This is a genomic window from Prevotella sp. PTAC (assembly GCF_013166535.1).
In the GTDB taxonomy this organism is placed as follows: Bacteria; Bacteroidota; Bacteroidia; order Bacteroidales; family Bacteroidaceae; genus Prevotella.
In genome coordinates this window covers 170,335-194,835 of the sequence record NZ_JABKKK010000001.1, presented here as the reverse complement: position 1 = coordinate 194,835, position 24,501 = coordinate 170,335, and the positions used below count along the sequence as shown (strand labels likewise).

Sequence of the window (24,501 nt, the reverse complement as noted above, 5' to 3'; positions counted from 1 at the left end):
CTGATAAATGGTGATGTACCAGAGGGGTATGAAAAAATAAATGCGCAAGTATCCGTAATGGGATTACTTGCGCATTTATGTCTTAAAAGACACAGCTTGTGTACCGTTTGCAAAGTGTCTTGGACACAATATTACGGTACATATCCGTTATTGCATATCTTTTATGCTCTGTTCTCGGCGTCAATGGCCTTGATTTTCTCTCGCACAAGATTCATGTCGTCTTTCAGTTTCTGGACCTTGCGGTTCATCTCGTCAATCAGGCTGTTGCCTTTCTTGCTGCTGGCGTTGAGGAAACCGAGATTGTTCTCGTATGTCTGAACCTCATTTTTGATTGCCTCATACTGGCGCATGAGTCTTGCTCGTTCGTTGTCAAGTGCGTTCTCGCCTTGCTCTGCCACGTTCTTTATTTTGTTTTTGAAGTTGGACAGGCGTCTGCGGGCACTGCTGATATTAAGCTCTTTGTACAGTTGGTCTACCACAGCGTGGAACTCATCGTACAGTTTGTCTTTCTCCTTATATGGTACATGACCTATCGAATTGTATTCCTCGATAAGTTTCTGCACCGCTTCCTGGGTGCGTTCCGCCCCTTCTTCGGTCAGGGCTTTGAGTCGCTCGATGACTCCGCGCTTTTTGTCAAGATTGTCGTGTTCCTCTTTATGCTGGCCGGATGTGGCGGCATTGCGCGCTTCGAAGAAATGGTTGCATGCCCCGAGAAATTCTTCCCATAGCTGATCGCTGATTTTCTTGGATACCATGCCGATGGTCTTCCATTCTTTTTGCATGGCGATGAACTTGTCGGTGGTCGACTTCCAGTCAGTGCTGTCTTTCAAGGCATTGGCCTTTTCGATGAGCGCGCGTTTCTTGTCGGCATTCTCTTTGAAAGTATCTTTCAGATTCTTGAAGTATTCTGCCTTGCGGCTGAAAAAGTCGTCGCATGCAGTGCGGAAACGTTCGAATATCTTGACGTTCATCTTCTGCGGAGCGAAACCTATCGTCTTCCATTCCGTCTGTATGTCGATGATCTCTTTCGTATGCTTGTCCCAGTCTGCCGAACCTTTGTTCTCTTCTGCGGCAATAGCCTCTACTTTCTCGCAAAGGGCCGTCTTGCGTGCGAGGTTGTCTTCCTCCTTGGCGCGCAAGTCCTCGAAGTGCTGCTGGTGGCGCTTGTTGATCACAGTGGACGCAGCTTTGAAGCGTGTCCATATCTCATCGCGCAACTCTTTTGCCACGGGGCCTGTCTCGCGGTATTCCTGATGCAGTTTCTGCAGTTGGTGGAACGCGCTGATGAGGTCTTCTTCGTCTGCCAGTTTCTCGGCGGCCTCGCACAGGCGTGTCTTTATTTCGAGATTTTTCTTGAAGTCGTATTCGCGCGCCTCGCTGTTCAGTTTCAACAGATCGTAGAATTGCTCCACATACAACTGGTAGCTGCGCCATACCTCATTGGCTTTTGCGGCTGGAATGCTTTTGATTTCTTTCCATTCCTGTTGCAGTGCCTTGAAATCCTGATATGATTTATTGGCCTCCTCGGGCGAGGTGGCCATTGTTTTGATTTTCTCTATTATGTCGAGCTTCTTTTGCAGGTTGGCTTCTTTCTCGGCCTCCTGCTCCTTGAATATGCGTGCGCGTTTTTCCTTGATTATGGTCATCTCGGCTTTATATGCCTCTTCATCCTCGTCAGGGGTTATCTGATAGCTCTCCGGGTCGCCTCCTCCGTCGATGTATGCTTTTAGTTTGGCTTCGCGTTCGGCGATGTGCAGTTTGTAGAACACTGTTTTCAGGTAGTCCACTTCGTCTTTCGACGGTGCTTCGTCACCGTGAGCCAGTTCCTTCACTCTGTCGAGCACTTCTTTTTTCGTGGCATACGTCTTCTTCTCTGCCGCCGGTTCGGCCGCAACGGGCTGTTCTGTTGCTATTGTTTCTTCTGTCTTACCCACTTCGAGGATTTTGTCTTGAGAGTCCATCATTTAAACTTGTTTTAGTTTATGATTCGGTTGTTTCTTGTTAAATCATTCCGGTTTGCGGCCGAAATGTTTATTATTTTCTGCGCAAACTTAATTAAAAATATTGTAAACTCAGAATTTTTCTGTCGCTTTTTTTGTTTTAACCGTCAAATGAGGCGTTTATGGCGGAAAATCCACCAGAATACGCCTGATATCGTGCAGGAGAGCACAATGGCTATCACAAATCCGTACTTGGTTGTCTCCATGCCGTTGAGCAGGTTCATTCCGAACAAGCTTGAGACCAGCGTGGGAACCATCAGGATGATAGACACCGAGGTAAGGGTACGCATCACGGTGTTCATGTTGTTGTTGATGATGCTCGAATAGGTGTCCATTGTCGATTCGAGGATGTTCGAATATATGTTGGTCGTTTCCCGTGCCTGTGCCATCTCGATGTTAACGTCTTCCATCAGGTCGGCATCCAGTTCGTCTATTTGCAGCTTGAATTTCAGTTTCGACAGCAGCGTCTCGTTGCCTCGGATGGAGGTGATGAAGTATGTCAGTGAGTCTTGCAGGCGGCTCAGGCCTATGAGCGACTCGTTGTTCACCTCGCGGTCAAGGTTGCGTTTGGCTTTCTCTATGAGGCTGCTTATCTGTTTCAACCTTTTCAGATACCACACGGCCGACGACAGGAACAGCCTGAATATCATGTCGACATGGTCTGTGAAGCCTTCGCCGCGTTTTTGCTGGAAACTGACGAAATCGATCATCATGTTGGTCTCGTAGTAGCATACCGTGATAGTCACATCCCGTTTATGGATTATGCCCAGCGGCACTGTCGTGTATGGCGTGCGCGAGCGTATCTCCTTTACGTATGGTATACGGAGGATTATGAGCATCCAGCCGTCGTCGTACTCATAGCGGGCACGCTCGTCAGTATCGCTGATGTCTGAAAAGAAGTAGTCGGGGATTTTAAATCTTTCTTCCAGTTCTTGTTGGTCGTCCTCGGTGGGACATGTCACTTGTATCCAGCAGTTGGGCTGCCATTCGTCAATGGTGCTCAGTCCATTGGTAGTGTTCCAGTATGTTTTCATTTTGCCAATCCTCCATGATTTGATTAACGAGCATGGGGATGGCCGTGATAAGCGATCCAGATGCTCTTACAAGTTTAAGTTTTCCGAGTGATAATCGTCCATATTTCCGTTAGAATTGATTTTATCGCTGCAAAATTAGTAAAAAATACCCGTAAACAGAAGCGGTGGGTATGTTTTTTATGTGCTTCGGCGCTTTTTTTGTTTATTCATAGTTTTAAGTGGAGTGCCATCAAGGTGGGGGATTGCTTTGGCAGTAATAAAGAAAGTCACGGATTTAACATTTTATTTTTCGTTGAATATAGAAAAGATAATGCGATACGCAAGGCTATAAACAGTACGATAAACCGCTTTTTGAGAAATGATGATTTTGCCAATATTTAGCAACGGGATACTGGATGGAAGGCAATAAGGTCTTTATTTATAAAAAACAGGTAGGTGAAGTTGCTTTGGTAGAGAGTAGGTTGTGTAAGCTAATAAAGTTGATAAACAGATAATCGTGTAAATTGCGAAATACTGTGATATTTTCGGTTACGGGATATTTAGTTTCAAAATAATCGACATATAAACACGCTTTTTTGATTGTGTCTTGTTTTTTACACATTGTCTGCTGTCTTGAAAGAAAGGTTCCATGCTTTCGTTGATGAATGGAAAATAATATGTTTTCTTGATGTTTTGTGATTGCTGTTTATTTGTGTTTTCAAATCAAATGCGTATCTTTGCAACCGATAAAACAATGTTTAACTTTAAAAAGAATAAATAAAAAAAAGAAACAAAAAGAAAGAAACGCTACTTTAACGGAAAATATTGATTCGGAAGAATTAATTTCCACAGAATTTAGTTTAGGTAAAAAACTGTTAATTAACTCAAAGGAGCGTGACTGTTCTTATACTTGACTTGATAATATAATAAATATTTGAGCTTTTTGCTCTTGTTCTTTCTCTTAAGAATACCGCCAAAATTATTCTACAACGAAGAACAAGCAGTTTGAAAGTTCACGCCGATTAGGCGTGAATTGTTCTTGCTTGTCAGTTGTATGGTCACTTGGCGGTAACCTTTAAGAGAGGCAGGTAATGAATGGTTGCACGCCTTTTCTTATTATTAAATATAATGAAAAAAGTATTATTTTCAATGGTTTTTACATGTCTGATAGGTATGACTGCGGATGCTCAGATACTTCGTTCAGATGAATTGGAAGAGTATGCAAAGGAAAAATATGGAAACAAATGGGTGGATGCAGCTACTAATTTAGGCTCTCAGATAACTCTTGATAAGAATAATGCAATTACTTATACCCAGATTATAGATGCTCAGGGGAAAAGTAAGGAACAGTTGTATGTTTTATTGAATTATTGGTTTACAGCAACATTTAATGATGCAAACTCGGTTATTAAATTGAATGACAAAGAACTCGGAACCATTATTGCTCAGGGGTTTGTAGACGATATAGCCCAGCACATGGGTGGTTCAAACAGTTACAAAGTAAGTTTCAGGCCGGTGATAAAGTGTGATATGAAAGAAGGCAAAGTGCGTGTGACTTACACAGTTCCGTTCTATTCTGTTGTTCGTTTGGCCGGTGGAGGCTGGATGGCTGCATTAGGAGGTAGCTCTGCTCCTCCCAAACGTATGGAAGAAAATTGGGTTTTGGATAAGTGTTTCCCATTTGCAGCAAAAGATTCTCACAAGAAAACATCTTCAAAGGCTCTTGTAATGGCTCATGCTTATTCAAATGTTGTGATGGATAAGATAGAGGAATGTATTAAAAATGGTCTGGTTGGGAATGAAGGTGACGACTGGTGATTATATTCAATAATGTTGATATAATTTTGTCATTCATTTAAATAAAAATCCCCTCATCTAATACTTCTTTAATGAAAAGAATGTATGGATGAGGGGTTGTGTTTTATATATTTACTTCACCGGAACTTCTTTCAATGCCTTTTTCAGCAGTTCATAGAACGGCTCCACTGTCTCTATCAGGGCACGCTCGCTTGTGGTGTGCGGAGAACGCATCGTCGGACCCATGGATACCACGTCGAGGTTTGGATACTTTCCGAGGATGATAGAGCATTCCAGTCCGGCATGGTCGACCTGTACTATTCCGTCTGTGCCGTTCAGCTCCTTGTAAGTGCGGAGAAGCAGGTTGAGTATCTCACTGTCGGGGTTCGGATCCCATCCACCGTAGCTTCCGGCTGTCTCCACCTTCATTCCTGCCATGTTGAAGCAGCTTTCCAGCATTGTGGTCACATAGTCTTTCATGTCTTCGCGGGCACTGCGCGGCAGTGCTTTGATGAGCGCTTTGCCGCCTTCGATATCTATTATGGCGAGGTTGCTCGATGTCTCCACCACGTCGGGATATGACGGTATCATGCGTATTACTCCGTCGTGGCAGGCATATATGGCGTTCACCAGGTTGTCTTGTATCTCTACCGGTACTTCGGTCTTCGGTGTCTCGACATCTTCTGCGTAGAACTCAATGCCGCTCTCGATACCCTTGTACTCGTCTGTGAAGTCTTCTTTCCAGTCTTCCACGAGCTCTTTCAATGCGTCAACATTTTCTTTGGGCAGTGTGAGCACGACCTCGGCCTTGAACGGGATGGCATTGCGCATGTTGCCGCCGTGCCATGAAGCCAGACGTGCCTCACACTCGGCGATGGCTTCACGCACGAAGCGCACCATCAGTTTGTTGGCGTTTCCGCGGCCTTCGTGTATTTCAAGTCCTGAGTGTCCGCCTTTCAGCCCTTTCAGGGTTATACGCACGGCGGCATCGTCGGTGTCTGTCTCGGTCTCTTTGTAGTCGAGTGTGGCGGTCACGTTGATGCCTCCGGCACTTCCGATGACAAACTTGCCCCATGTCTCTGAGTCGAGGTTTATGAGGATGTCACCGTTCAACTCACCTTCCGGCAGGTCGTTGGCGCCATACATTCCGGTCTCCTCATCGGCGGTGATGAGCGCCTCTATCGGCCCGTGTTCCAGCGTCTTGTCTTCCATAATGGCCATAATGGCCGCCACTCCGAGTCCGTTGTCGGCTCCGAGAGTCGTTCCTTTGGCTTTCACCCATCCGTCTTCTATGTATGTTTCAATGGGGTCTGTTTCGAAATTATGAGTGCTTTCCGGTGCTTTCTGCGGCACCATGTCCATGTGCGCCTGCAGTATGACACCCTTCCGGTCTTCCATTCCGGCGGTGGCGGCCTTGCGCATCACTATGTTCTGTGCCGGATCTTTGAATGCTTCCACTCCGGCCTGCTTGGCAAAGTCGAGCAGGAATTGTTGCACTTGTGCGAGATGTCCCGACGGGCGCGGCACTTTTGTCAGTGCGTCGAAGTTGCGCCATACGCATTCGGGTGCCAGGTTTTTGATTTCGTTCATGATGATTGTTCTTTTAAAGAGGATTTCGAGGCTCGATATTCGTGTAGTGGTAGTGGGGAGCCGGTAGTGTGACATCGTGTTGTCTTCATTCCGTATTTTATGTTTGTTCTCCCTTTTTCTCCTTTGTTATATGATCCTTTCGTCTCTCTTGGTTAATATTATAGTTTTGATATCTGCTCCGTAACGGTCTTTGGGGCTCGTCAATAACTGTTCATGTTATTATTTTTTTTCTTCGGCGTAATTCTTTTCTTTATCGGGAATGTATCATTTCATAGAGTCATTACCGTTGTTTTTTTTGCTTACGCTTGTGATGGCTGGCGGTCAGTTCTTGAATATGTTTGGAGACTGTGTGTCGTTCGGTTATTGCCATACAAAGACATATCCCCGTTCTCGCTCCCGCTTCTCACTTTCCGAAAATCATCTCTCGGTTTTCGATATGCGAGTAAATGCCAATGCCCCCCAGGCCCATACACCCAGCAATATAACCAGCATCGTCTGCACGGTGTGTACTATAAGCACGAAGTACAGTGCTTTTTCTTCCGCTACGCCGTAGAGTATAAGCATCGTCTTGACGGCAAAATGCCATGGTCCGGCACCGTTGGGAGTTGGAACCACGACGGCTATGCTGCCAACCACGAATGTCACCAGGGCGCAGGCCATGCCAAGGTTGGCGGTAAAGTCAAAGCAGAAGAAAGTCAGGTAGTAGTGCAGAAAATAGCTCGCCCATATCCCGATCGTGAGCAGGGCGAACAGCGGTACGTCGCGTACATGCCTCATCGACAGCACACCCTGCCATATTCCGCTGAGCGTTGTCTTCACCTTATTATATATCGAGAGCTTCCTCATCAGCACGTGCAGCAGCCAGCACGCGGCTATTCCGCATACAGCCGTCACGGCATAGCCCGCTGGCGAGAATCCGATGAGTACTGAGTCTATGCTCGTTCCCGTCTCGTCGAAAAAAGTGCTGAACACCCTCAACTGGAAAATAAGCGTCAGGCCGCAAACTCCCATCACCACGAGCGAGTCGATGGCACGTTCTGTCACTACCGTGCCCAGCGCCTTGGCAAACGACACTCCGTCGTATCTTTTGAGTACGCCGCAACGTGTGAACTCGCCGATGCGCGGCACAAGAAGGCTTGCGGCGTATGAAAGGAAAACCGAGTTGACACATGTGTCCATTCTCGGACGCTCTCCAAGAGGCTCAAGTGCCTGTCTCCACCGCCATCCGCGGAATGCCTGTGCCAGGATGCCGAAAGGGAAAGAGAGCAACATCCACGTCCAGTCCATCTCCTCAAGCATGAACAGGCCTATGCGCTTGAAGTCGAACCCGCGATACATCCAGTACAGTATGGCTCCACCGAGTACAAGCGGCAGCAATATCTTGACTGTGACATTCGTAATCTTCCTGATTTCCATATCATCTGCAAAAATACATTATTTTAACCGGAAAACAAAGAAAAAAACAGTCAAACACGGTGTAGCGGTGCCGCTCCTTAACTCCCTTTAACTCCCCGAAGCCGTGCTGTTCGGAAATTAAGCATTACCTTTGCCTGCGAATTATGAAGCAAGTAAGACCAAAGAAAAACCTCGGCCAGCACTTCCTGACCGACCTTAACATAGCCAGGCGCATAGCCGACACGGTAGACGCGTGTCCCGAAATTCCGGTGCTCGAAGTGGGGCCGGGCATGGGGGTGCTCACCCAATATCTGATGGAGAAACCAAGACCGGTGAAGGTTGTCGAGATAGACACGGAGTCGGTGGAGTATCTGCACGCCAACTTCCCACGCCTGAGAGACAATATCATAGGGGAGGATTTTCTGCGTATGGATCTCAACACACTCTTCGAAGGCCGACAGTTTGTGCTCACGGGTAATTATCCCTACGACATATCATCGCAGATATTCTTCAAGATGCTCGACAACAAAGACCTAATCCCTTGCTGCACGGGTATGATACAGCGTGAGGTGGCACTGCGCATGGCTTCTGCCCCGGGATGCAAGGCATACGGCATATTGAGCGTGTTGACGCAGGCATGGTATGACGTGGAGTACCTGTTCACGGTAGACGAGAACGTGTTCAACCCGCCGCCGAAAGTCAAGAGTGCCGTGATACGCATGACACGCAACAACGTCACCGATCTCGGGTGCGACGAGAGGCTGTTCAAGCGGGTGGTGAAGACCGTCTTCAACCAGCGCCGCAAGATGCTCCGGGTCAGTCTTCGGCAGATATTCCCCGCCGGAACTGTGGCTTCCGACTTTTTCGAGCACGAGATAATGACGCTACGCCCCGAGCAACTCTCGGTGGAACGGTTTGTCGAACTGACAAATTTGGTGGCCGGCCGGTTGGAAGAAAGGCATGTCACAGAATGATATCGGGGTGTCTGCCACTCTTCGTTGTATATGGAAGTGTATCGTGATGAGATTTGTATTTCGTGATTTTATTGTGTAAATTTGTTGCCGACAACAAAACATTCAAACATATAAATCATGATAAATATTTACAAATCTTCAGCCTGTTTAATCGGTGCGTACATGTTTTTGTGTATATTCATGTACTCATATGGTACTTTGATTTTTGACAAACCTCTTGCGGCTCATATCCCATAAGGGCGTTTGTTACATATTATATGTACTGTTCGGATGCTCTGACATACCCGTGCCTTACTCTCGGCATGTGATTTTTTCAGGATGTTTATTTGGAATTCATGCTCCCGGCGCTATGCGTCGGGAGTTTTTTTTGTGTTGCGTCGAGCCGCTCGTTGGGTTCCATTCGGTATCTAAACGCAGTGTAACGGGATACTCGTTGGATTGCAACGAGTATCCCGTTGCAGTCTGACGGGTATCCGAATGCGGAATAATGGTTCTTACGTTGTCACATGCTTGTGTTTCTGTCAAAAAACAAAGTGTTTTTCTGGAGATTGCATTGTGTTTTCCGTATAAATATGCTTAAATCGCAATCGAGGATATTTTGATATAATATTTACAAATTCCATATATTTGATTTATGATGGCCGGTGGCATACACCTGTCTTGATTTTAACTTATGGAATAAAGAGTAAAAATAAATACAAAATCTTTCATATATAAAATGTGTTTGTTTATATATTTTTTCGTATCTTTGCCACCGGTTGTCACGGTCTTTGCGAGACAGTGATGACGTGGTGGCTGATTGACAGCTTTTGATAAATAAAACAATCATGCCGCCGAATGACATGACGGACAGTATCGAAATTTTCGGCATTCGTCTACGTAATAAATCGTAACACGTTGTTTATCAGTACTTTACTTATTAAGTGCGGATATGGCGGAGGAGTATCCTCAAATCATGAAAACCTTTACTCATCATAATGTCAGACGTTGGTACGTACTCACGTTACCGGCATCTCACAGGGGCGGAGCGCGCAGTCTGCAGCAGGAACTCGAAAGCAGGATACGCAATAACGAGCCTTTGTTCGAGTATTTTGCGCCGACATACGTCACAGGCAGGAACGTTAATGGCCGTGACGTGGAAGTGTGCAGGCCCCTGCTGTTCAACTACGTGTTCGTTCGCATGTCGGAACAGGAAATCAGACAGTTCAAACGACGACTTCCGCAATATAATTTTCTGCCACGGATAACAGTCGGCGGCAGAGCTACTTACCCGTACGTACAAGACTCGGCGATGGAAAACTTCATGTGCGTCGCCTCGGCATACTCCAACAACATTCCAGCATACGCCCCCGACCCGCAATGGCTGGCCAAGGGAGATAAGGTGCGTATAAAGGGCGGTCCGTTCGACGGGGTTGAGGCGACGATTGTCTGTTCGCCCGGAGCAGGTATGCGTGAGATTGTCGTTTGCGTTGACGACTGGCTGTGGGTGCCGCTGATGCACATCGCTCCCGGTCAGTACGAAGTGATATCATTCGGCAGGCAAGGCAAGCGGGCGTATGCCGGTCTCGACAACGAGCGCATACACTCGGGGCTGCACGACGCGCTGTGCCGCCGTCGGCGTGGTGTCGCTGTCACGCGGCACGATAGGGATTTGGCCGAAGAGGCCGTCAGAAACTATGCCTCACTCACCCTCGACACCGACGTGATGCGTGTCAAGCAACAATCGCTCCTGCTCATGGCCCATACCATATTGGGACACACTGCCGACTGCCTGTGCATCATCGAGACGGCAAAATCATCACTCACGCAAATCAAGGCCGGCCAGTCGCGAGCCTTGCTCCTCGTCACCCTCTACGGCTGCACCGGCTCCCCTGTTTACCGAACACTTGCGCACACCATAATATCTCCGTGGCGCGAGGAACCGAACCCGAAAAAAAGCAAAGCCCGCCTCATCGCCAGGCTGGATGATTATGATGAGGTTCGGGGCGGAGTGATGGCTGATGAAATGTAGGGCATTGATATTGCGCTGTTTCAACCGGCATTGTTTGGCCGGATAATCAATAAATAGTAATTATTTGTTTGCTGATAATATCAGGTTATGGAAAAGCAAAGCCGCTTTTCTGTATATGTCTGTTGTTTTTTTATATTCAATCTGTTACATGATTTCTTGCTTTGCTCCGGTTGATAGTCATTCGGATTGTGAAAGTATTAATGGCTTATGAATTTTTGTATATTAAATAAAATCAGGAAAAGTTTAAGTAACGGTGATGTTAGAAGTATTGCCGTAAAGAAGAATATCGCAGGTTCATTGGTTTTGAAATGTGTCAGTATTTTAGTATCACTTCAAATCGTTCCGTTGACAATTGGTTATGTAAATCCAGCAAAATACGGTATTTGGTTGACATTAAGTTCCATCATTGCTTGGTTATCATATTTTGATTTAGGATTTGCGCATGGCTTCCGTAATCGCTTTGCAGAGGCGAAAGCAAAGGGAGATATAAAGTTGGCGAGAGAATATGTCAGTACTACATACGCAGTACTGTTTTTGCTGTTTTCTGTTATATTGACAATAACTTTAGTTGTTAATAGATATCTGGATTGGAGCAATATTTTGAACATAGATGGTATATACAATGATGAATTGCATATAGTATTTGGCTTGTTGGCTTGTTTTTTTTGCCTGAATATTGTGGGAAGTGTATTTACAACAATGTTAATGGCAGATCAGAAACCGGCATTGGCATCATTGATACAAACTGGAGGACAGGTATTGGCTTTGGGATGTATTTATATTTTGACAAAGATCACGTCAGGAAGTCTTGGAGCTCTTGCTTTTGCATTTTCAGGTATACCTTGTTTGTTGTTGATTTTGGTTTCCGTCATTCTGTTTAATGGGAAAAGGTATAAGGCGGTGTCGCCATTAATAAGTTATGTCCGTTTTTCATTGACTAAGAAGATACTAGGATTGGGCGGACAGTTTTTTGTAATAATGGTCTCTATGCTATTTATCTATCAGATTATTAATATCGTTTTGTCAAGAGTGGAAGGGCCTGAGGCCGTTACGCAGTATAATATTGCTTATAAGTATTTCAATGTATTGAATATGTTATTTACGATTATTCTTACTCCGTTTTGGTCTGCATTTACGGATGCATATACTAAACATGACTATAAATGGATGCGTAACATAGTAAAGAAGTTGGAAAAACTATGGCTTTTATGTATCCCCTCACTGATATTATTGGTATTGTGTTCTGATTTTTTGTATAAGTGGTGGATTGGCGATTCCATCGTAATTCCTTTTTCGTTATCTGTGTGTATGGCTATTTTTATTCTGTTTTATTCCAGTGCCAATCTTTATATGATTCTTATTAATGGAACAAGTAACGTTCGTCTGCAATTGATTATAAATGTATGTTTTGCTGTTATCTCAATACCTTCCATACATATATTTTGTCGTTTATGGGGAGTTCAAGGAGTTTTGTTTGTACCGACAATGACACTGATTGTATTGACATTAGTTGGTAAGATACAAATAATGAAAATCGTGAATAATACGGCAACGGGAATTTGGTTGCGATAGAAATTATTTATATGCTTTATAATTGGATAAAACATCTCATAAAGGTTCTGGTATTCAAATACAGGTGGAGAGGGAAATTGTTGTTTGATTACAGTTGTAAGATTTCTAATCGGTCTATATTTGAAGGAATGAATAAACTTTATGGAAATGTTGTGTTTGATGGGTATCTTGGAAAAGGGTCTTATATAGCAAGTAATTCCATGATTATAGGAAAAGTGGGGCGTTATACTTCGATAGCTTCTTGTTGTACGGTTATTTTGGGAATTCATCCTTATACATATCCTTATGTATCCACTTCACCCGTTTTTTTTTCTTTGTTGAAACAAAACGGGCATTCTTTTACAGAAAACCAGCTTTTTGTTGAGCATAACTATGCTGAAGGCAAGTATCCTGTGATTATAGGGAATGATTGTTGGATTGGCTATGGTGTCAAAATGGTAAGTGGGGTCAGAATAGGTGATGGGGCTGTTGTCTTGGCCGGATCTGTTGTTACGAAAGATATACCGCCTTATGCCATAGTAGGAGGCATACCGGCGAAAGTGATAAAGTATAGATATTCAGAGGAAGATGTTGCTTATTTATTGAATGTATGTTGGTGGAATAAAGATGTGGAATGGTTAAGAGAAAATACTCTTCTTTTTCTTGATATTGAAAAGTTGAAACAAAATTCTGATGTTGAATTGTAAATCATGAAAACTGAATTTGTTGAAAATTTATTTGTTATGTAACAATTATGGAATTGAAAAATTGTGACCAGAAAATAGATAATAGATTACTTGTTATTTTTATTATTATGATTATAGCTCTTGGAGGAGCTATAGAAGGATTTAACAGTCATTCTCTTAGGTTTAATAATTTATGGAATTTGATAATTCCAGTGATTTCAATCTATTATTTATATGTGGTAAGAATAAAGTTAGGTAGTATATTATCTTTGATTGTGGCTTTAGTTATTGTTCTTATATGGCAAATCGCTCTTTATTATAAATTTGATGGATATAATGTACTGGCAGGTCGAATATATGATGTGCTATTTGCTTTTATAATAATAAGAACATTAGGGATTAAAAAGTTCTTTTTTTATATTGAGACTTCTGTGGTTAAACTGACAAGGATAAGTTTGTTTTTATGGATTATAATTGTCATACTTCCGTCAATAAGGGATTTATTGTCCTTGTATAGTTTGCCTATATATTCAGTCAATACATGTGGTGGAACATGGGGATTTTGGGGGTTCGCAAGTAAACTGAGGGAAGGAGAGGGTGTCATAATACGTAATATTGGTTTTGCTTGGGAGCCGGGACGTTTTTCATCTATTCTTGTTATTACATTTTTGATACATCTATTTAGAAATAGATTTATGTTGTTCAAAAAAAACTTTTGGGTGTTGCTATTAGGTATATTGAGTACTCAGTCGACAACAGGATATTTGACTTTCGGTGTTTGTTTGTATGGTTTGTTTATGAACAATAATGGCAAGAGATATAAAAAGGCTTTAAGTTATGGTATCTTAGGAGGATTTATTGGGTTATTCTTATTGGCTCCATTTATGTTGGATAAGATAAAATATGTGTTCAGTGAAGAGTCTTTTATTCAACAAGGGGCTGCAAACTGGTTTATTGAACAAGGAAAGGTTTATGTCCCTCAACGGTGGGAGGGATTGTATTTGGAATTTATGAATATACAGGATTCTCCATGGATTGGTTATGGAGATGATAAATCTTATTCTTATGTTCGCAATGTTTTGTTTCCCAAATTGGATATAAGGCTTTCAAATGGTTTATTGCAGATTATAGCAATGATGGGGATACCGTTAGGATTATTGTTGTATTTTTGTTTATATAAATCTTCTATATATATATCGAATTTATATAATGTAAAAGGACGTCTTTTAATATTTATAGCTGTTTGTACTATAAATATATCATACAATTTCTTTTTAGAACCGATATTTGTGGCAATAACTCTTTACTGCTTGTTTAGACCAAAATCAGATAGAATATATACAAAGTAACATAATAAATAGTGGTAGGCGTTTTGAGTGTTAATAAGATTTATGCTTATGTGTATTTATGGGGATTATATGCATGAGTAATTGTTATAAGGTAAATAATTGGTGTATAATAGTTTTGTGAAAGTTATTCGAAAATAAAAAAATAAATATGTTACCTAAAATTACAATAGTAATTGCTACATATAATTCAGAAAAGACATTGGCTGTGGCAATGGAAAGTGTTCTTAATCAAACTTTTCAAGATTGGGAATGTTTGGTTGTAGATGGGGCTTCTACGGATAGTACCGTTAATATCGTGGAAGAATTTATTCGGGTAGATAAAAGATTTAGATTGATTTCGGAACCAGATAAGGGGATTTATGATGCATTCAATAAAGGTTGGCGTAACGCGGCGGGAGAATGGGTAATGTATCTTGGTAGTGATGATAAGTTGACTACTGATGGTACAAATGCTTTAATGTCCGTACAAACAAAAGATGAAGCTATAGTGAGCGGTTCTATTTTGTTGGTAAGACCAGATGGAAGTATCAAAAAATGGAAGTCAGAAGGGTACGATGGAAATCATCAGGCAAAGATGACAAGGCGTGCTTTACTTGAAAAATTCGGAGGTTATGATACTGATTATAGAATTTGTGCGGATACAGAATTCCATGTGAGGTTGAAGAATGCTGGCTGCAGGGTTTTAAATATTGATGATGATATTGCGTATTTTACGATGGACGGTGTTTCGTCAAAATTCAGTGGCCTTTTTATACAGTTTAAGGAGCGTTATAGTATTTATTCTAAAGATAAATACGTAAAAAATCCGTTGCTAAAAACATTTAGGATAATGACATTTAATATTTGTGCATTATTCTACAGAAGACTATTAAAGATAATGAAGAGATGAATATAGCCGTAATATTTGCAGGTGGTTCTGGCAACAGGATGAATACGAAATCCAGGCCTAAGCAGTTTTTGGAACTGAACGGTAAGCCAATTTTGATCTATACCATTGAATTGTTTGACAATCATCCGGATATAGATGGAATAATTGTTGTTTGTCTTGAATCTTGGATTCCTTTTTTGGAAAAGATGATTCGTAAATTTGAGATAAACAAGGTTGTAAGAGTTGTGCCGGGTGGGGAGTCGGGGCAAGATTCCATTTATAAAGGACTTTGTGCGGTAGAGGAATATGCCGCAGGTGACAATACGATTGTACTTATTCATGATGGTGTGAGGCCTTTGATAACAGAAGAAGTTATAACCGCTAATATACGGAAAGTAAAGGAAGTGGGAAGTTGTATTACTTGTGTTCCGGCTATTGAAACCGTTATTATGAGAAACAAAGAAAATCCGATGGATATTCCTAAGAGATCCGATACAATGATAGCCCGCGCTCCTCAGAGTTTTTATTTGAAAGATATATTGACAGCACATAGGAAATCACGTAAAGATGGTATTACAGATTTTATAGACAGCTGTTCTATGATGAGGCATTATGGATATGAACTGGGAATAGTGCAAGGCCCTATGGAGAACATAAAAATAACGACACCAACAGATTTCTTTGTTTTTAGGGCAATGGTTGAGGTACATGAAAATCAACAGATATTCGGATTTTGATGATGGATAGTACGATATTAAAGCAGGACATACATGATTTTGTGAGGTCTTTTGGTCTGTATGAGCGATTGAGAGGAACACATATATTAGTTACCGGTGGTACAGGTCTGATCGGATCCATATTGGTGAAATGTCTTATGGCATTGAATATGGAACATGATTTGGGTATAAGGATCACTTGTCCGGTTCGTGATAAAGAAAAGGCATATTCGGTTTATGATGATATTTTTAAGCATTTAAATGTTTATGTCGGGGATTTGATGGAGTTCATTGAAACAACAAATGAATCTTATGATTTTATTTTTCATTGTGCAAGTCCTACTGTAAGTAAATACTTTATAGATAACCCCGTTGAGACATTTGAACTGTCTTTGCTAAGTACGATAAAACTTCTGAAATATGCCAAACAGAGAAGTGTGAGAAGTTTTGTTTATGTTTCTTCATTGGAGTGCTACGGAAGTATATTAAATGAGAATGTGATAGATGAGAAAAATCAGGGGTATATCGATCCGTTGGATGTGAGAAGCTCATATTCGATGGGTAAGCGTGCTGCGGAAACAATATGTCATGCGTATTCAAAAGAATATGGTGTATCGGTAAAGATTGCACGTCTGACGCAAACATTTGGTCCGGGGGTATCTGCTAATGATAATCGTGTGTTTGCCCAGTTCGCTCGAAAAATAATAAATGGAGAAGATATAGTATTACATACATCGGGCGAATCTTCGAAACCATATTGTTATACGGTGGATTGTATTACGGCTTTGTTGTATATATTATTAAAAGGTGAGGATGGTGCGGCTTATAATGTGGCAAATGAGGATACTTATTGTTCAATAAAAGAATTGGCCTATTTTCTTTGTTCTAATTTTAATAAAGAAAGTAAAGTCGTTATGGAACTGAATGATAATTTGGGATATGCTCCGGTAACAAAGCTGCCTCTTTTATGTGATAAATTAAAGGAATTGGGATGGAGACCGAAATATGGTTTGTATGAAATGTTTGCTCGCTATATAAGTAGTATTTCTATTAAGACAAAAAATAAGTAAAATGAAAACAGATTTGTCACATTTGTCTTCGCTTCAATTGGCGGAGTTTGAAATCTTTAAGACTTTTATCAGTATTTGTGAGAAATATGGTATAGAATATCACATGACCGGAGGCTCTTTGATAGGTTTGGTGCGTCATAAAGGGTTCATACCATGGGATGATGATATAGATGTCTTGATGACTCGTAAGGAATATAATCGTTTCTTGGATGTAGCTGACAAGGAACTTCCGGACAGTATGTATTTAAGCCGATTTGAAACTCCAGGGCATATATGGCTTGTTCCTAGAATAATAGATAGGAATACTCGTTTTTATTTGAATAACGCTATGGAGAAAAAAGAAATTGGCGCGTGGATGGATATTCTTGTGTTTGACGGAGTTCCTGCTCCGGGGATTAAACGGAAGATATTCTCTTTCTTTTATTTGATGACAAGAATGTTGTATCAATTCTCGAATTTCAGTGTTGCCGTTAATATGAATAAAAAGCGTCCATGGCATGAAGCGATGGCGATAAAATTTGCCAAGATGACCCATATAGAGAAAATACTGAATCCGGTAAGGATGGGACATCTGTATAGAAAGGTTTGCAGCCATTATGATTTGGACAAAATGGAATATGGAGCATCTTTAAGTGGTTCAATGATGTTGAAAGAGTTTATCCCTAAAAAATGGATCGGTAAAGGAACTTTATTGCCTTTTGAGGATGTGATGGTGTATGGGATCGATGATAATGATGTTTATTTGAGATATTTTTATGGTGATTATATGCAGTTGCCTCCAATTGAAGAACGTAACAGGCATAATGTGACAAAAGTTGAATAAAATGGAAATGTAATAATTACATCAACGATATATCTAAAATTTTGAAAATGATAAAAGGACAACATTTAACCGGATGGGTGTTCTGAGATAGAAAATATAAATAATAATTATTATAATGGCAGAAAAAAAACTGAACGGTACGGTGATTGTTACTTACCGATGCAATGCGCGGTGTTCTATGTGCAATCGCTATAAGGCACCGTCAAAACCGGAGGAAGAGATTTCGATAGATACAATCAAGAAACTTCCGAAGATGTATTTTACCAATATTACTGGTGGTGAGCCTTTCATACGTACTGATTTGAAAGACGTGGTGAGAGAGCTTTATAGGAAGAGTGACCGTATCGTAATCTCGACAAACGGATTTTTTACAGACAGAATAATCGACCTGTGTAAGGAGTTTCCGCAGATAGGAATCCGTATCTCCATAGAGGGATTGGAGCAGACAAACAATGAGATACGCGGTCTTAACGACGGATTTAACCGTGGATACATCACTTTGAAAAAGCTGCGCGAGATGGGAATGAAGGATGTCGGTTTCGGAATGACCGTGCAGGATAAAAACGCTCCTGATCTCGTTCCTCTTTATAATCTAAGTAACGAGATGGGGATGGAGTTTGCCACGGCGTCGCTACACAACTCATTCTACTTTGTTGAGGCGAAGAACATCATCCACGACCGTCCCATGGTGGCAAAGAACTTTGAACATTTGGTTAATGAACTGTTGAAGTCCAATTCTCCGAAGAAATGGTTCCGTGCGTATTTCAATCACGGGCTGATTAATTATATTTATGGCCGGACACGTCTTTTGCCTTGCGATATGAGTTTCGACACGTTTTTCATCGATCCATATGGAGATGTGATGCCTTGTAACGGTACAAAGGACAAGGAGGTTATGGGGAATCTTAACCGTCAGACGTGGGATGAATTGTGGAACTCTTCCGAGGCGGAAGAAGTGCGGAAGAAGGTTAGGCATTGCAACCGCAACTGCTGGATGATAGGCTCCGTGAGTCCTGCGATGCATAAGTATATCCGTATTCCGCTACTTTGGGTTTTGAAGCATAAGTTGAAGTCTTTGTTAGGTGGCAAATACTCCATGTATGAAAACAAGGTGTGTTGCGACTATCGTGACGGAAAAGTGACCAAAGAGCAGCTTGATCGTTGCTCCACTTGCGATTTACATGCAGACATAAACAACGGACTTTCAGATGTGTCCAAAGAGGCTCTGCGTGGCAGGCGTGGCGAAGATATCGTCAATGACGACGTTGCCGGTCAGGGTTATGAGGCGACGAAGGCTGAGACTGACCGTGAGATTGAAATAAAGTAACATTCCTATTTCGTATGCAGCGTTTGGTGGCTTTTGATATGGCAAAAGCCATTGTTTGCATTGAAATAAGTTTTGTGTGACCATTATTGATTGTCACGCTGTTTTCTATAATAACAACAGAGTACTTGTGTTAAATAAATTTACCCCCCCCGAAAAGGCAGAGCGTCTTGAACGTTACGGTTCACTTGACGGTCTTAGAGCGTATGCGGCGATTGGAATAGTGATAATGCACGTATTGGCAAACATCTCTGTGAAGCCGTCTGAAAACTATTTTACTGTCACGTTGATACCGTGGTTTACCGATTTTACACTGTTATTCATGGTTGTAAGCGGTTTTTCGCTTTGCTGCGGATATTATGAGCGGATTAAAGCCGGTTTGATTACTCCCAATTCTTTTTATAAGAAAAGATATATAAGAATACTTCCGTTCTTTGCTTCTCTTTGTGTTCTTGATGTGATTATATCACCGAGTATGTATTCTTTATACGAGATGTTTGCGGATATGACATTGTGTTTTGGTCTGCTTCCTGACGTTAATATTTCAGTTATCGGAGTAGGGTGGTTCTTGGGGGTCGTGTTTGTTTTCTATATGTTGTTCCCTTTCTTTGTCTTTTTGATGGACAACAGGCGTAGAGGCTGGATTGTTCTTGTCGCGACATTGTTGTTGGTTTGGATGGCTACACGGTACTCTTTCAATGGAGAGAGTCCAGAGCCTGTTATTGGGCGAGGAAATATTGTTTATTGTATGCCATTGTTCATGGCCGGAGGGCTTGTGTTTCTTTATCGCAATCCTTTGTCTTTATTTGTGAATAGACACAATCGGATGGCCTGTTGCATTATGTTGGCGGGTGTTTTGACGTTTTTTGTGTTGTCTTTATGGGAGTATTCAAGTTTTGTCCTGTTACTTAGCGAACTTGTTCTTTTCACAATCGTGCTTATATATGCCATCGGTTCCGACAATATATTGTTCAACAACAGGGTCGTAAAATATGTCAGCGGACTGTCGATGGAAATATATCTTTGCCACATGGTAATGTTTCGTGTGGTCGAGCGACTTCATTTGGAGAATTTCATATCCGATACCGATTGTCTGTATATCGTTGTATCGGTGTCTGTAATGACCGGTACGATCGTTTTCTCACATGTCATGAAACATTATCTTTTGAAAGGAATTATTGCTAAATTTGGTTAGGATATTTACTTCTTTCTCTTCCCTTTGGCAAGCAGCCACAATGAGGAGAAGCATACCGTGACGAGTATGCCCGCATAAACGAGATGCTCCCATAATGCAGTGAGAAATCTTTTCATTAATTGTGATATTGCCTCTATGGGGCAAAAGTAATATAAAAATCCGAAAATCAAAATATATCATGAAGGTTTTTGTTACCGGTACGCGCGGCATTCCCAATATAATGGGTGGCGTGGAGACCCATTGCGAGGAACTGTTCCCAAGGATAGCGGCCATGGGTGTCGACGTTACAGTGGCCCGCCGGAAGAACTACGTGACCGAACGTGAGCCGCTTACCGAGTGGAACGGCGTGCATCTCGTAGACGTAGATACGCCGAAGAAGAAGTCGTTTGAGGCCATAATACATACGTTCAGGGCAATAAACGAGGCGAAAAGGTGTGGGGCAGACATTGTCCATATCCATGCCATAGGCCCGGCGTTGCTTGTTCCGTATGCCAAGATGAGAGGGTTGAAAGTCGTTTTCACTCATCACGGTCCCGATTATGACCGTGACAAGTGGGGTATAGTGGCTAAGGCCATGCTGAAACTCGGTGAGCGGATGGGCTGCATGTTTGCTGACGATGTCATCGTTATTTCCCGTGTGATAGAGCGGTTGATTGCCGATAAGTACGGCCGCACTCGTGGCGTGCATGTGATATCGAACGGTGTTCCCGCTCCCGAAAAGTGTTCCGCTCCAGATTATTTCCGTTCTCTTGGCATTGAGGAAAACAGATATATCCTTGGTATGTGCCGTTTCGTTCCCGAAAAGCGCCTTCATGACTTGGTCGAGGCATTTGCGATGTTGAAAGAACGGGGTGTCATAGACGGCAATACGCGTCTTGTACTGGCCGGTGACACCGACTTTGAAGACGATTACTCCCGTCGGCTTAAACGCATGGCTCTCGATAACGGCGTTGTGCTTACGGGCTTTGTCAAAGGCGTCAGGCTTCATTCACTGCTCACCAACGCCATGTGCTATGTACTGCCGTCTTCGCACGAGGGGCTGCCCATCGCTTTGCTTGAAGCCATGAGCTACGGCCTGCCCGTAGTAGTGAGCGATATTCCCGCCAATATGGAAGTCGGTCTTCCTGAACAATGCTATTTCCGTTTGGGAGACGTGCGTATGTTGGCCGACCGTTTGCGTGATGTCATGCTAAGCCCGGTGTTGCGTGTGGATTACGATATGGGTCTGTATGATTGGAATAATATCGCCGGTTCGGTGATGAGTGTCTATGATAAAACTGTCGGGCGATAAGTTGTTATCGCCTTTTTTATTGATGGATAAATTGTTCTTCGACATTCTTCAAGTTGCCGTCGGCCGTCGGAGGTGTCTTGATGCCGCTCCGTCCGTTTCCGAGTGGAACCATATTTACCGCATGGCCGTGAAGCATTCGCTGGCGGGAATATGTGCCTCGGCGGTAGATCTGCTTCCCGAGAGCCAGCGTCCGCCGAGACCTGTTGCCGTGAAATTGGCGGTCATGGCGGCCAAAATAGAACAAACCAATATTCTTGTGTCGCGCCGTGCATCGGACGTTTCGGGCTTGTTTGCCTCGGGTGGATTGCGGTCTTGCGTGCTGAAAGGGCAGGGCATGGCAGTGCTTTATCCCCGGCCGATGCGCCGTCAGAGCGGCGATATTGATTTGTGGGTCGAGGGAGGGTCCGAGAACGTTTGCGGTTTTGTGCACCGTTATTTTCCGGATGCAAAGGCACGCTATCACCATATCGACTTCCACGTGTTTGACGATGTTGCCGTAGAGGTGCATTTCCGTCCGTCGTGGATGTTCTCTCCTTTCTCAAACCGTATGCTGATGCGGTGGTTTGACGCTAATCACTCATGGGACAATGTGCCGTGTGCCGGCGGTTATAACGTCCCCGACATTCACTTCAACTCTGTGTATATCCCTATCCACATCTTCCGCCATTTGTTCGATGAAGGCATAGGGCTGCGTCAGGTCATGGATTACTACTACGTTGTGTCGTCGTTGCCCGGAGGCAGGATGAAAGAAGATAACATCCGCTTTCTGCGGCGTGTCGGATTATATCGTTTTGTCTGCGGGATGATGTATGTGCTTCATGAGGTTTTCGGGCTTACAGACAGCGAGATGCCGTTGCCTCAGGATGCCGTTGCGGGTCGTTTTCTGCTCGACGATATTGTTACGGCCGGCAATTTCGGACGTTTCGACCCTCGTGTGCCGGCTCATAAGTCGGCTTCTCCGCTCGCTGTTTTCATGCGCAAGCAGCGTCGCGCCCTGCGTATGTCGGCCTATTTCCCCGGCGAAGTGCTCTGGGGGCTTTACTTTCATGTCTATCAACGCTTCTGGCGCCTGAAGCGTGGGTATCTTTAATCCGGCGCGTTTCCCTTTTTTAACGGTTCTTCTTTCTTTGTTGTTTCCATCCATCCGCCTTTGAACAGTCGGATGAGGAATATGGCGCCACGGAATATCAGTTCTGTCGCCATGGCTACCCATACTCCGCGCAGGCCATAGTGCGGGGCGAGGATGGCGGCGGCCGACAACCTGACGGCCCACATGCTGGCAAGGTTCATGATGGCAGGTTTCAGCGTGTCGCCCGCTCCCACGAATACTCCGTAGCAGACGATGGCCGCCGCGAACATCGGTTCGGCGAACGCCTCGATGCGCAGTGCGGCGGTGCCGAGTGCGCGTATGTCTTCCACGGGAGTCATTATAGCCATCATCTCGGGGGCGAAGACGAACATGAGTACCGCCATGAGTGTCATCACCGTCATTCCAAGTGCCACCGACAGACGGGCGAAGCTGCGGGTGAGCATCCGGCGTCCGGCGCCCAGTCCCTGTCCCACGAGCGTGGTGGCGGCCTCGGCTATGCCGTAGCCCGGCATGTAGCAGATGCTCTCCACTGTGATTGCGAACGTGTTTGCCGCTATCGATATGTTGCCGAGCGGAGCCACGATGGCCGTGCTCACTATCTGTGCGCTGCCCATAAGTATCTGTTGCAGGCTCATGGGCGCTCCGATCTTGAAAGCCGCTTTCACGCAGTCGGCCGTTGGGCGGAACGATCCCGGGCGTCCTTTTAGCGACAGTTCGCCGGGGCGGAATATCATGAAATACATCATCATGCAGGCCGTCACGGTTATAGCCATCAGAGTGCCGACGGCGGCACCGGCAACACCCAGGCCTATGACGAATATGAATATGTAGTTGAACGCCACGTCGAGAGCGCACATCATGATGTTGAGCATGCTCGGGATGCGCATGTTACCGCTGCATTTGAGCATGCTGCCGGCAAGGCTCGACATCTGTAACATGGGCAGGGCAAGCGAGAATATTAGGAAATACATAGACGCGTCGGCTGCGATGTCGGCGCCGCCGCCCAGCCAGAACGGCAGTCGGGAATGGATGGCAACGGCCGTGAGCATGAGCGCGGTGCTGAAAATGAGGGTGCACACAATGCCCTGCCGCAACACACGGCGTGCCCGCTCGAAGTTGCCCGCCCCGAAGCAGTGGGCCACCTGGACCGAGAAACCCATGGAGGCGGCACCGAGCAGTCCGCCAAAGAGCCACGTGGTAGACTCCACCAGGCCGATGGATGCCGACTGCCGCGCTCCGAGACTGCCCACCATGGCGGCGTCTATGAAGAACATCAGCACCGATGACAGTTGAGCCAGCATCGACGGGATACTCATCTCGATGATGAGGCGCAGTTTTTCCCGTCTTGTCATTGCCCGTCCGTCGCGTATGTATGCCAGCAATTTCCCGCTCTTGTCTTTCCCTGATTTCAATTCCTTGTATTTTTAGTGTCGATACTTGTACGTGCCGGCATAAATCCACCGGCAGTCAGTGTTTCGGTCTGCAAAGTTACAAATAAACTGTCATTTACGGTGTTTCAGACATCTATTTCGGTCTGAAACCGTGTGTTTTGTCTTTCGGTGGAGAAGAAAACAACAGGAAACCGCTTTTTGGCATCGTATCGTTACGTGAATTGCGGTGGGTGAAAGAACCGGATTATGAACTGCTTTCTTTAATCGCAAAAGGCACGGAGGCGCATACGGCTATACCATATCATACTGGATTAGCCTGTGTGCCTCCGTGCCTTTTGCGATTAAAGAAAGCTCTGTATGCCTTTGT

At 43.9% G+C, this 24,501-nt stretch carries 19 protein-coding genes; 14 read left to right on the top strand and 5 right to left on the bottom strand.

Translation table 11 applies throughout. From position 1 onward, the window contains the following. Window positions 1-161 precede the first annotated feature (161 nt). Window positions 162-1,964: a DUF349 domain-containing protein gene (locus HPS53_RS00815; protein ID WP_172203875.1), complete on the bottom strand. Its 1,803-nt coding sequence runs from the start codon at window positions 1,962-1,964 to the stop codon at window positions 162-164. Between the two features lie 143 nt (window positions 1,965-2,107). Beyond that, window positions 2,108-3,034: a magnesium transporter CorA family protein gene (locus HPS53_RS00810; protein ID WP_104369362.1), complete on the bottom strand. Its 927-nt coding sequence runs from the start codon at window positions 3,032-3,034 to the stop codon at window positions 2,108-2,110. 1,107 nt (window positions 3,035-4,141) lie between these two features. On the opposite strand from HPS53_RS00810, the gene HPS53_RS00805 reads away from it, so the two are divergent. After that, entirely contained in the window at window positions 4,142-4,831 is a 690-nt protein-coding gene (locus tag HPS53_RS00805; protein WP_172203873.1) for a DUF4468 domain-containing protein, read from the top strand. A gap of 111 nt (window positions 4,832-4,942) precedes the next feature. Here HPS53_RS00805 and HPS53_RS00800 read toward each other — a convergent pair whose 3' ends face one another. After that, on the bottom strand, window positions 4,943-6,400 hold the full coding sequence (locus tag HPS53_RS00800; RefSeq protein WP_172203871.1) for an aminoacyl-histidine dipeptidase: 1,458 nt from the start codon (window positions 6,398-6,400) through the stop codon (window positions 4,943-4,945). A gap of 417 nt (window positions 6,401-6,817) precedes the next feature. Next, the gene (locus HPS53_RS00795) at window positions 6,818-7,816 is read right to left on the bottom strand and encodes a lysylphosphatidylglycerol synthase transmembrane domain-containing protein (RefSeq protein WP_172203869.1); all 999 of its coding nucleotides are present in this window, start codon (window positions 7,814-7,816) and stop codon (window positions 6,818-6,820) included. A gap of 143 nt (window positions 7,817-7,959) precedes the next feature. Here HPS53_RS00795 and rsmA point away from each other — a divergent pair, with 143 nt between their 5' ends. The 13 genes from rsmA (at window position 7,960) to HPS53_RS00730 (ending at window position 22,743) form a co-directional block, all read left to right on the top strand. After that, entirely contained in the window at window positions 7,960-8,769 is an 810-nt protein-coding gene (rsmA, locus tag HPS53_RS00790) for a 16S rRNA (adenine(1518)-N(6)/adenine(1519)-N(6))-dimethyltransferase RsmA (RefSeq protein ID WP_172203867.1), read from the top strand. Window positions 8,770-9,700: 931 nt separating this feature from the next. Further along, complete coding sequence (locus HPS53_RS00785) at window positions 9,701-10,780, top strand: transcriptional regulator (RefSeq protein ID WP_253942789.1); 1,080 nt, start codon at window positions 9,701-9,703, stop codon at window positions 10,778-10,780. A gap of 207 nt (window positions 10,781-10,987) precedes the next feature. Then, complete coding sequence (locus HPS53_RS00780) at window positions 10,988-12,352, top strand: lipopolysaccharide biosynthesis protein (RefSeq protein ID WP_104369358.1); 1,365 nt, start codon at window positions 10,988-10,990, stop codon at window positions 12,350-12,352. A gap of 128 nt (window positions 12,353-12,480) precedes the next feature. After that, the gene (locus tag HPS53_RS12720) at window positions 12,481-13,038 is read left to right on the top strand and encodes a CatB-related O-acetyltransferase (RefSeq protein ID WP_275936841.1); all 558 of its coding nucleotides are present in this window, start codon (window positions 12,481-12,483) and stop codon (window positions 13,036-13,038) included. 47 nt (window positions 13,039-13,085) lie between these two features. Beyond that, a complete protein-coding gene (locus HPS53_RS00770; RefSeq protein WP_172203865.1) occupies window positions 13,086-14,366 on the top strand; it encodes an O-antigen ligase family protein in 1,281 nt (426 codons plus the stop codon). A gap of 148 nt (window positions 14,367-14,514) precedes the next feature. Then, window positions 14,515-15,255 carry a glycosyltransferase family 2 protein gene (locus HPS53_RS00765; RefSeq protein WP_104369356.1) on the top strand — a complete coding sequence of 247 codons (741 nt, stop codon included), beginning with the start codon at window positions 14,515-14,517 and terminating at the stop codon, window positions 15,253-15,255. After that, entirely contained in the window at window positions 15,252-15,971 is a 720-nt protein-coding gene (locus tag HPS53_RS00760; RefSeq protein WP_104369355.1) for a 2-C-methyl-D-erythritol 4-phosphate cytidylyltransferase, read from the top strand. Before HPS53_RS00765 ends, HPS53_RS00760 begins: the two co-directional genes overlap by 4 nt. Beyond that, entirely contained in the window at window positions 15,971-17,020 is a 1,050-nt protein-coding gene (locus tag HPS53_RS00755) for an NAD(P)-dependent oxidoreductase (RefSeq protein WP_172203863.1), read from the top strand. Before HPS53_RS00760 ends, HPS53_RS00755 begins: the two co-directional genes overlap by 1 nt. Before the next feature lies 1 nt (window position 17,021). Continuing rightward, window positions 17,022-17,843: a phosphorylcholine transferase LicD gene (locus HPS53_RS00750; protein WP_172203861.1), complete on the top strand. Its 822-nt coding sequence runs from the start codon at window positions 17,022-17,024 to the stop codon at window positions 17,841-17,843. A 115-nt stretch (window positions 17,844-17,958) separates the two neighbouring features. Beyond that, entirely contained in the window at window positions 17,959-19,170 is a 1,212-nt protein-coding gene (locus HPS53_RS00745; protein WP_172203859.1) for a radical SAM protein, read from the top strand. A 127-nt stretch (window positions 19,171-19,297) separates the two neighbouring features. Continuing rightward, a complete protein-coding gene (locus HPS53_RS00740; RefSeq protein ID WP_172203857.1) occupies window positions 19,298-20,362 on the top strand; it encodes an acyltransferase in 1,065 nt (354 codons plus the stop codon). Between the two features lie 178 nt (window positions 20,363-20,540). Then, window positions 20,541-21,653: a glycosyltransferase family 4 protein gene (locus HPS53_RS00735; RefSeq protein ID WP_172203855.1), complete on the top strand. Its 1,113-nt coding sequence runs from the start codon at window positions 20,541-20,543 to the stop codon at window positions 21,651-21,653. A 22-nt stretch (window positions 21,654-21,675) separates the two neighbouring features. Then, complete coding sequence (locus HPS53_RS00730; RefSeq protein WP_172203853.1) at window positions 21,676-22,743, top strand: nucleotidyltransferase family protein; 1,068 nt, start codon at window positions 21,676-21,678, stop codon at window positions 22,741-22,743. On the opposite strand, the gene HPS53_RS00725 is transcribed toward HPS53_RS00730, so the two are convergent. After that, complete coding sequence (locus HPS53_RS00725) at window positions 22,740-24,095, bottom strand: MATE family efflux transporter (RefSeq protein WP_172203997.1); 1,356 nt, start codon at window positions 24,093-24,095, stop codon at window positions 22,740-22,742. The two genes, HPS53_RS00730 and HPS53_RS00725, sit on opposite strands and share 4 nt — an antisense overlap. Window positions 24,096-24,501: the final 406 nt, after the last annotated feature.

Excerpts from the sequence above, each read along its gene's own strand:
- HPS53_RS00815 (WP_172203875.1), bottom strand. The coding sequence starts at position 1,964 with ATGATGGACTCTCAAGACAAAATCCTCGAAGTGGGTAAGACAGAAGAA.
- HPS53_RS00810 (WP_104369362.1), bottom strand. The coding sequence starts at position 3,034 with ATGAAAACATACTGGAACACTACCAATGGACTGAGCACCATTGACGAA.
- HPS53_RS00805 (WP_172203873.1), top strand. The coding sequence starts at position 4,142 with ATGAAAAAAGTATTATTTTCAATGGTTTTTACATGTCTGATAGGTATG.
- HPS53_RS00800 (WP_172203871.1), bottom strand. The coding sequence starts at position 6,400 with ATGAACGAAATCAAAAACCTGGCACCCGAATGCGTATGGCGCAACTTC.
- HPS53_RS00795 (WP_172203869.1), bottom strand. The coding sequence starts at position 7,816 with ATGGAAATCAGGAAGATTACGAATGTCACAGTCAAGATATTGCTGCCG.
- rsmA (WP_172203867.1), top strand. The coding sequence starts at position 7,960 with ATGAAGCAAGTAAGACCAAAGAAAAACCTCGGCCAGCACTTCCTGACC.
- HPS53_RS00785 (WP_253942789.1), top strand. The coding sequence starts at position 9,701 with ATGGCGGAGGAGTATCCTCAAATCATGAAAACCTTTACTCATCATAAT.
- HPS53_RS00780 (WP_104369358.1), top strand. The coding sequence starts at position 10,988 with ATGAATTTTTGTATATTAAATAAAATCAGGAAAAGTTTAAGTAACGGT.
- HPS53_RS12720 (WP_275936841.1), top strand. The coding sequence starts at position 12,481 with ATGAATAAACTTTATGGAAATGTTGTGTTTGATGGGTATCTTGGAAAA.
- HPS53_RS00770 (WP_172203865.1), top strand. The coding sequence starts at position 13,086 with ATGGAATTGAAAAATTGTGACCAGAAAATAGATAATAGATTACTTGTT.
- HPS53_RS00765 (WP_104369356.1), top strand. The coding sequence starts at position 14,515 with ATGTTACCTAAAATTACAATAGTAATTGCTACATATAATTCAGAAAAG.
- HPS53_RS00760 (WP_104369355.1), top strand. The coding sequence starts at position 15,252 with ATGAATATAGCCGTAATATTTGCAGGTGGTTCTGGCAACAGGATGAAT.
- HPS53_RS00755 (WP_172203863.1), top strand. The coding sequence starts at position 15,971 with ATGATGGATAGTACGATATTAAAGCAGGACATACATGATTTTGTGAGG.
- HPS53_RS00750 (WP_172203861.1), top strand. The coding sequence starts at position 17,022 with ATGAAAACAGATTTGTCACATTTGTCTTCGCTTCAATTGGCGGAGTTT.
- HPS53_RS00745 (WP_172203859.1), top strand. The coding sequence starts at position 17,959 with ATGGCAGAAAAAAAACTGAACGGTACGGTGATTGTTACTTACCGATGC.
- HPS53_RS00735 (WP_172203855.1), top strand. The coding sequence starts at position 20,541 with ATGAAGGTTTTTGTTACCGGTACGCGCGGCATTCCCAATATAATGGGT.
- HPS53_RS00730 (WP_172203853.1), top strand. The coding sequence starts at position 21,676 with ATGGATAAATTGTTCTTCGACATTCTTCAAGTTGCCGTCGGCCGTCGG.
- HPS53_RS00725 (WP_172203997.1), bottom strand. The coding sequence starts at position 24,095 with ATGACAAGACGGGAAAAACTGCGCCTCATCATCGAGATGAGTATCCCG.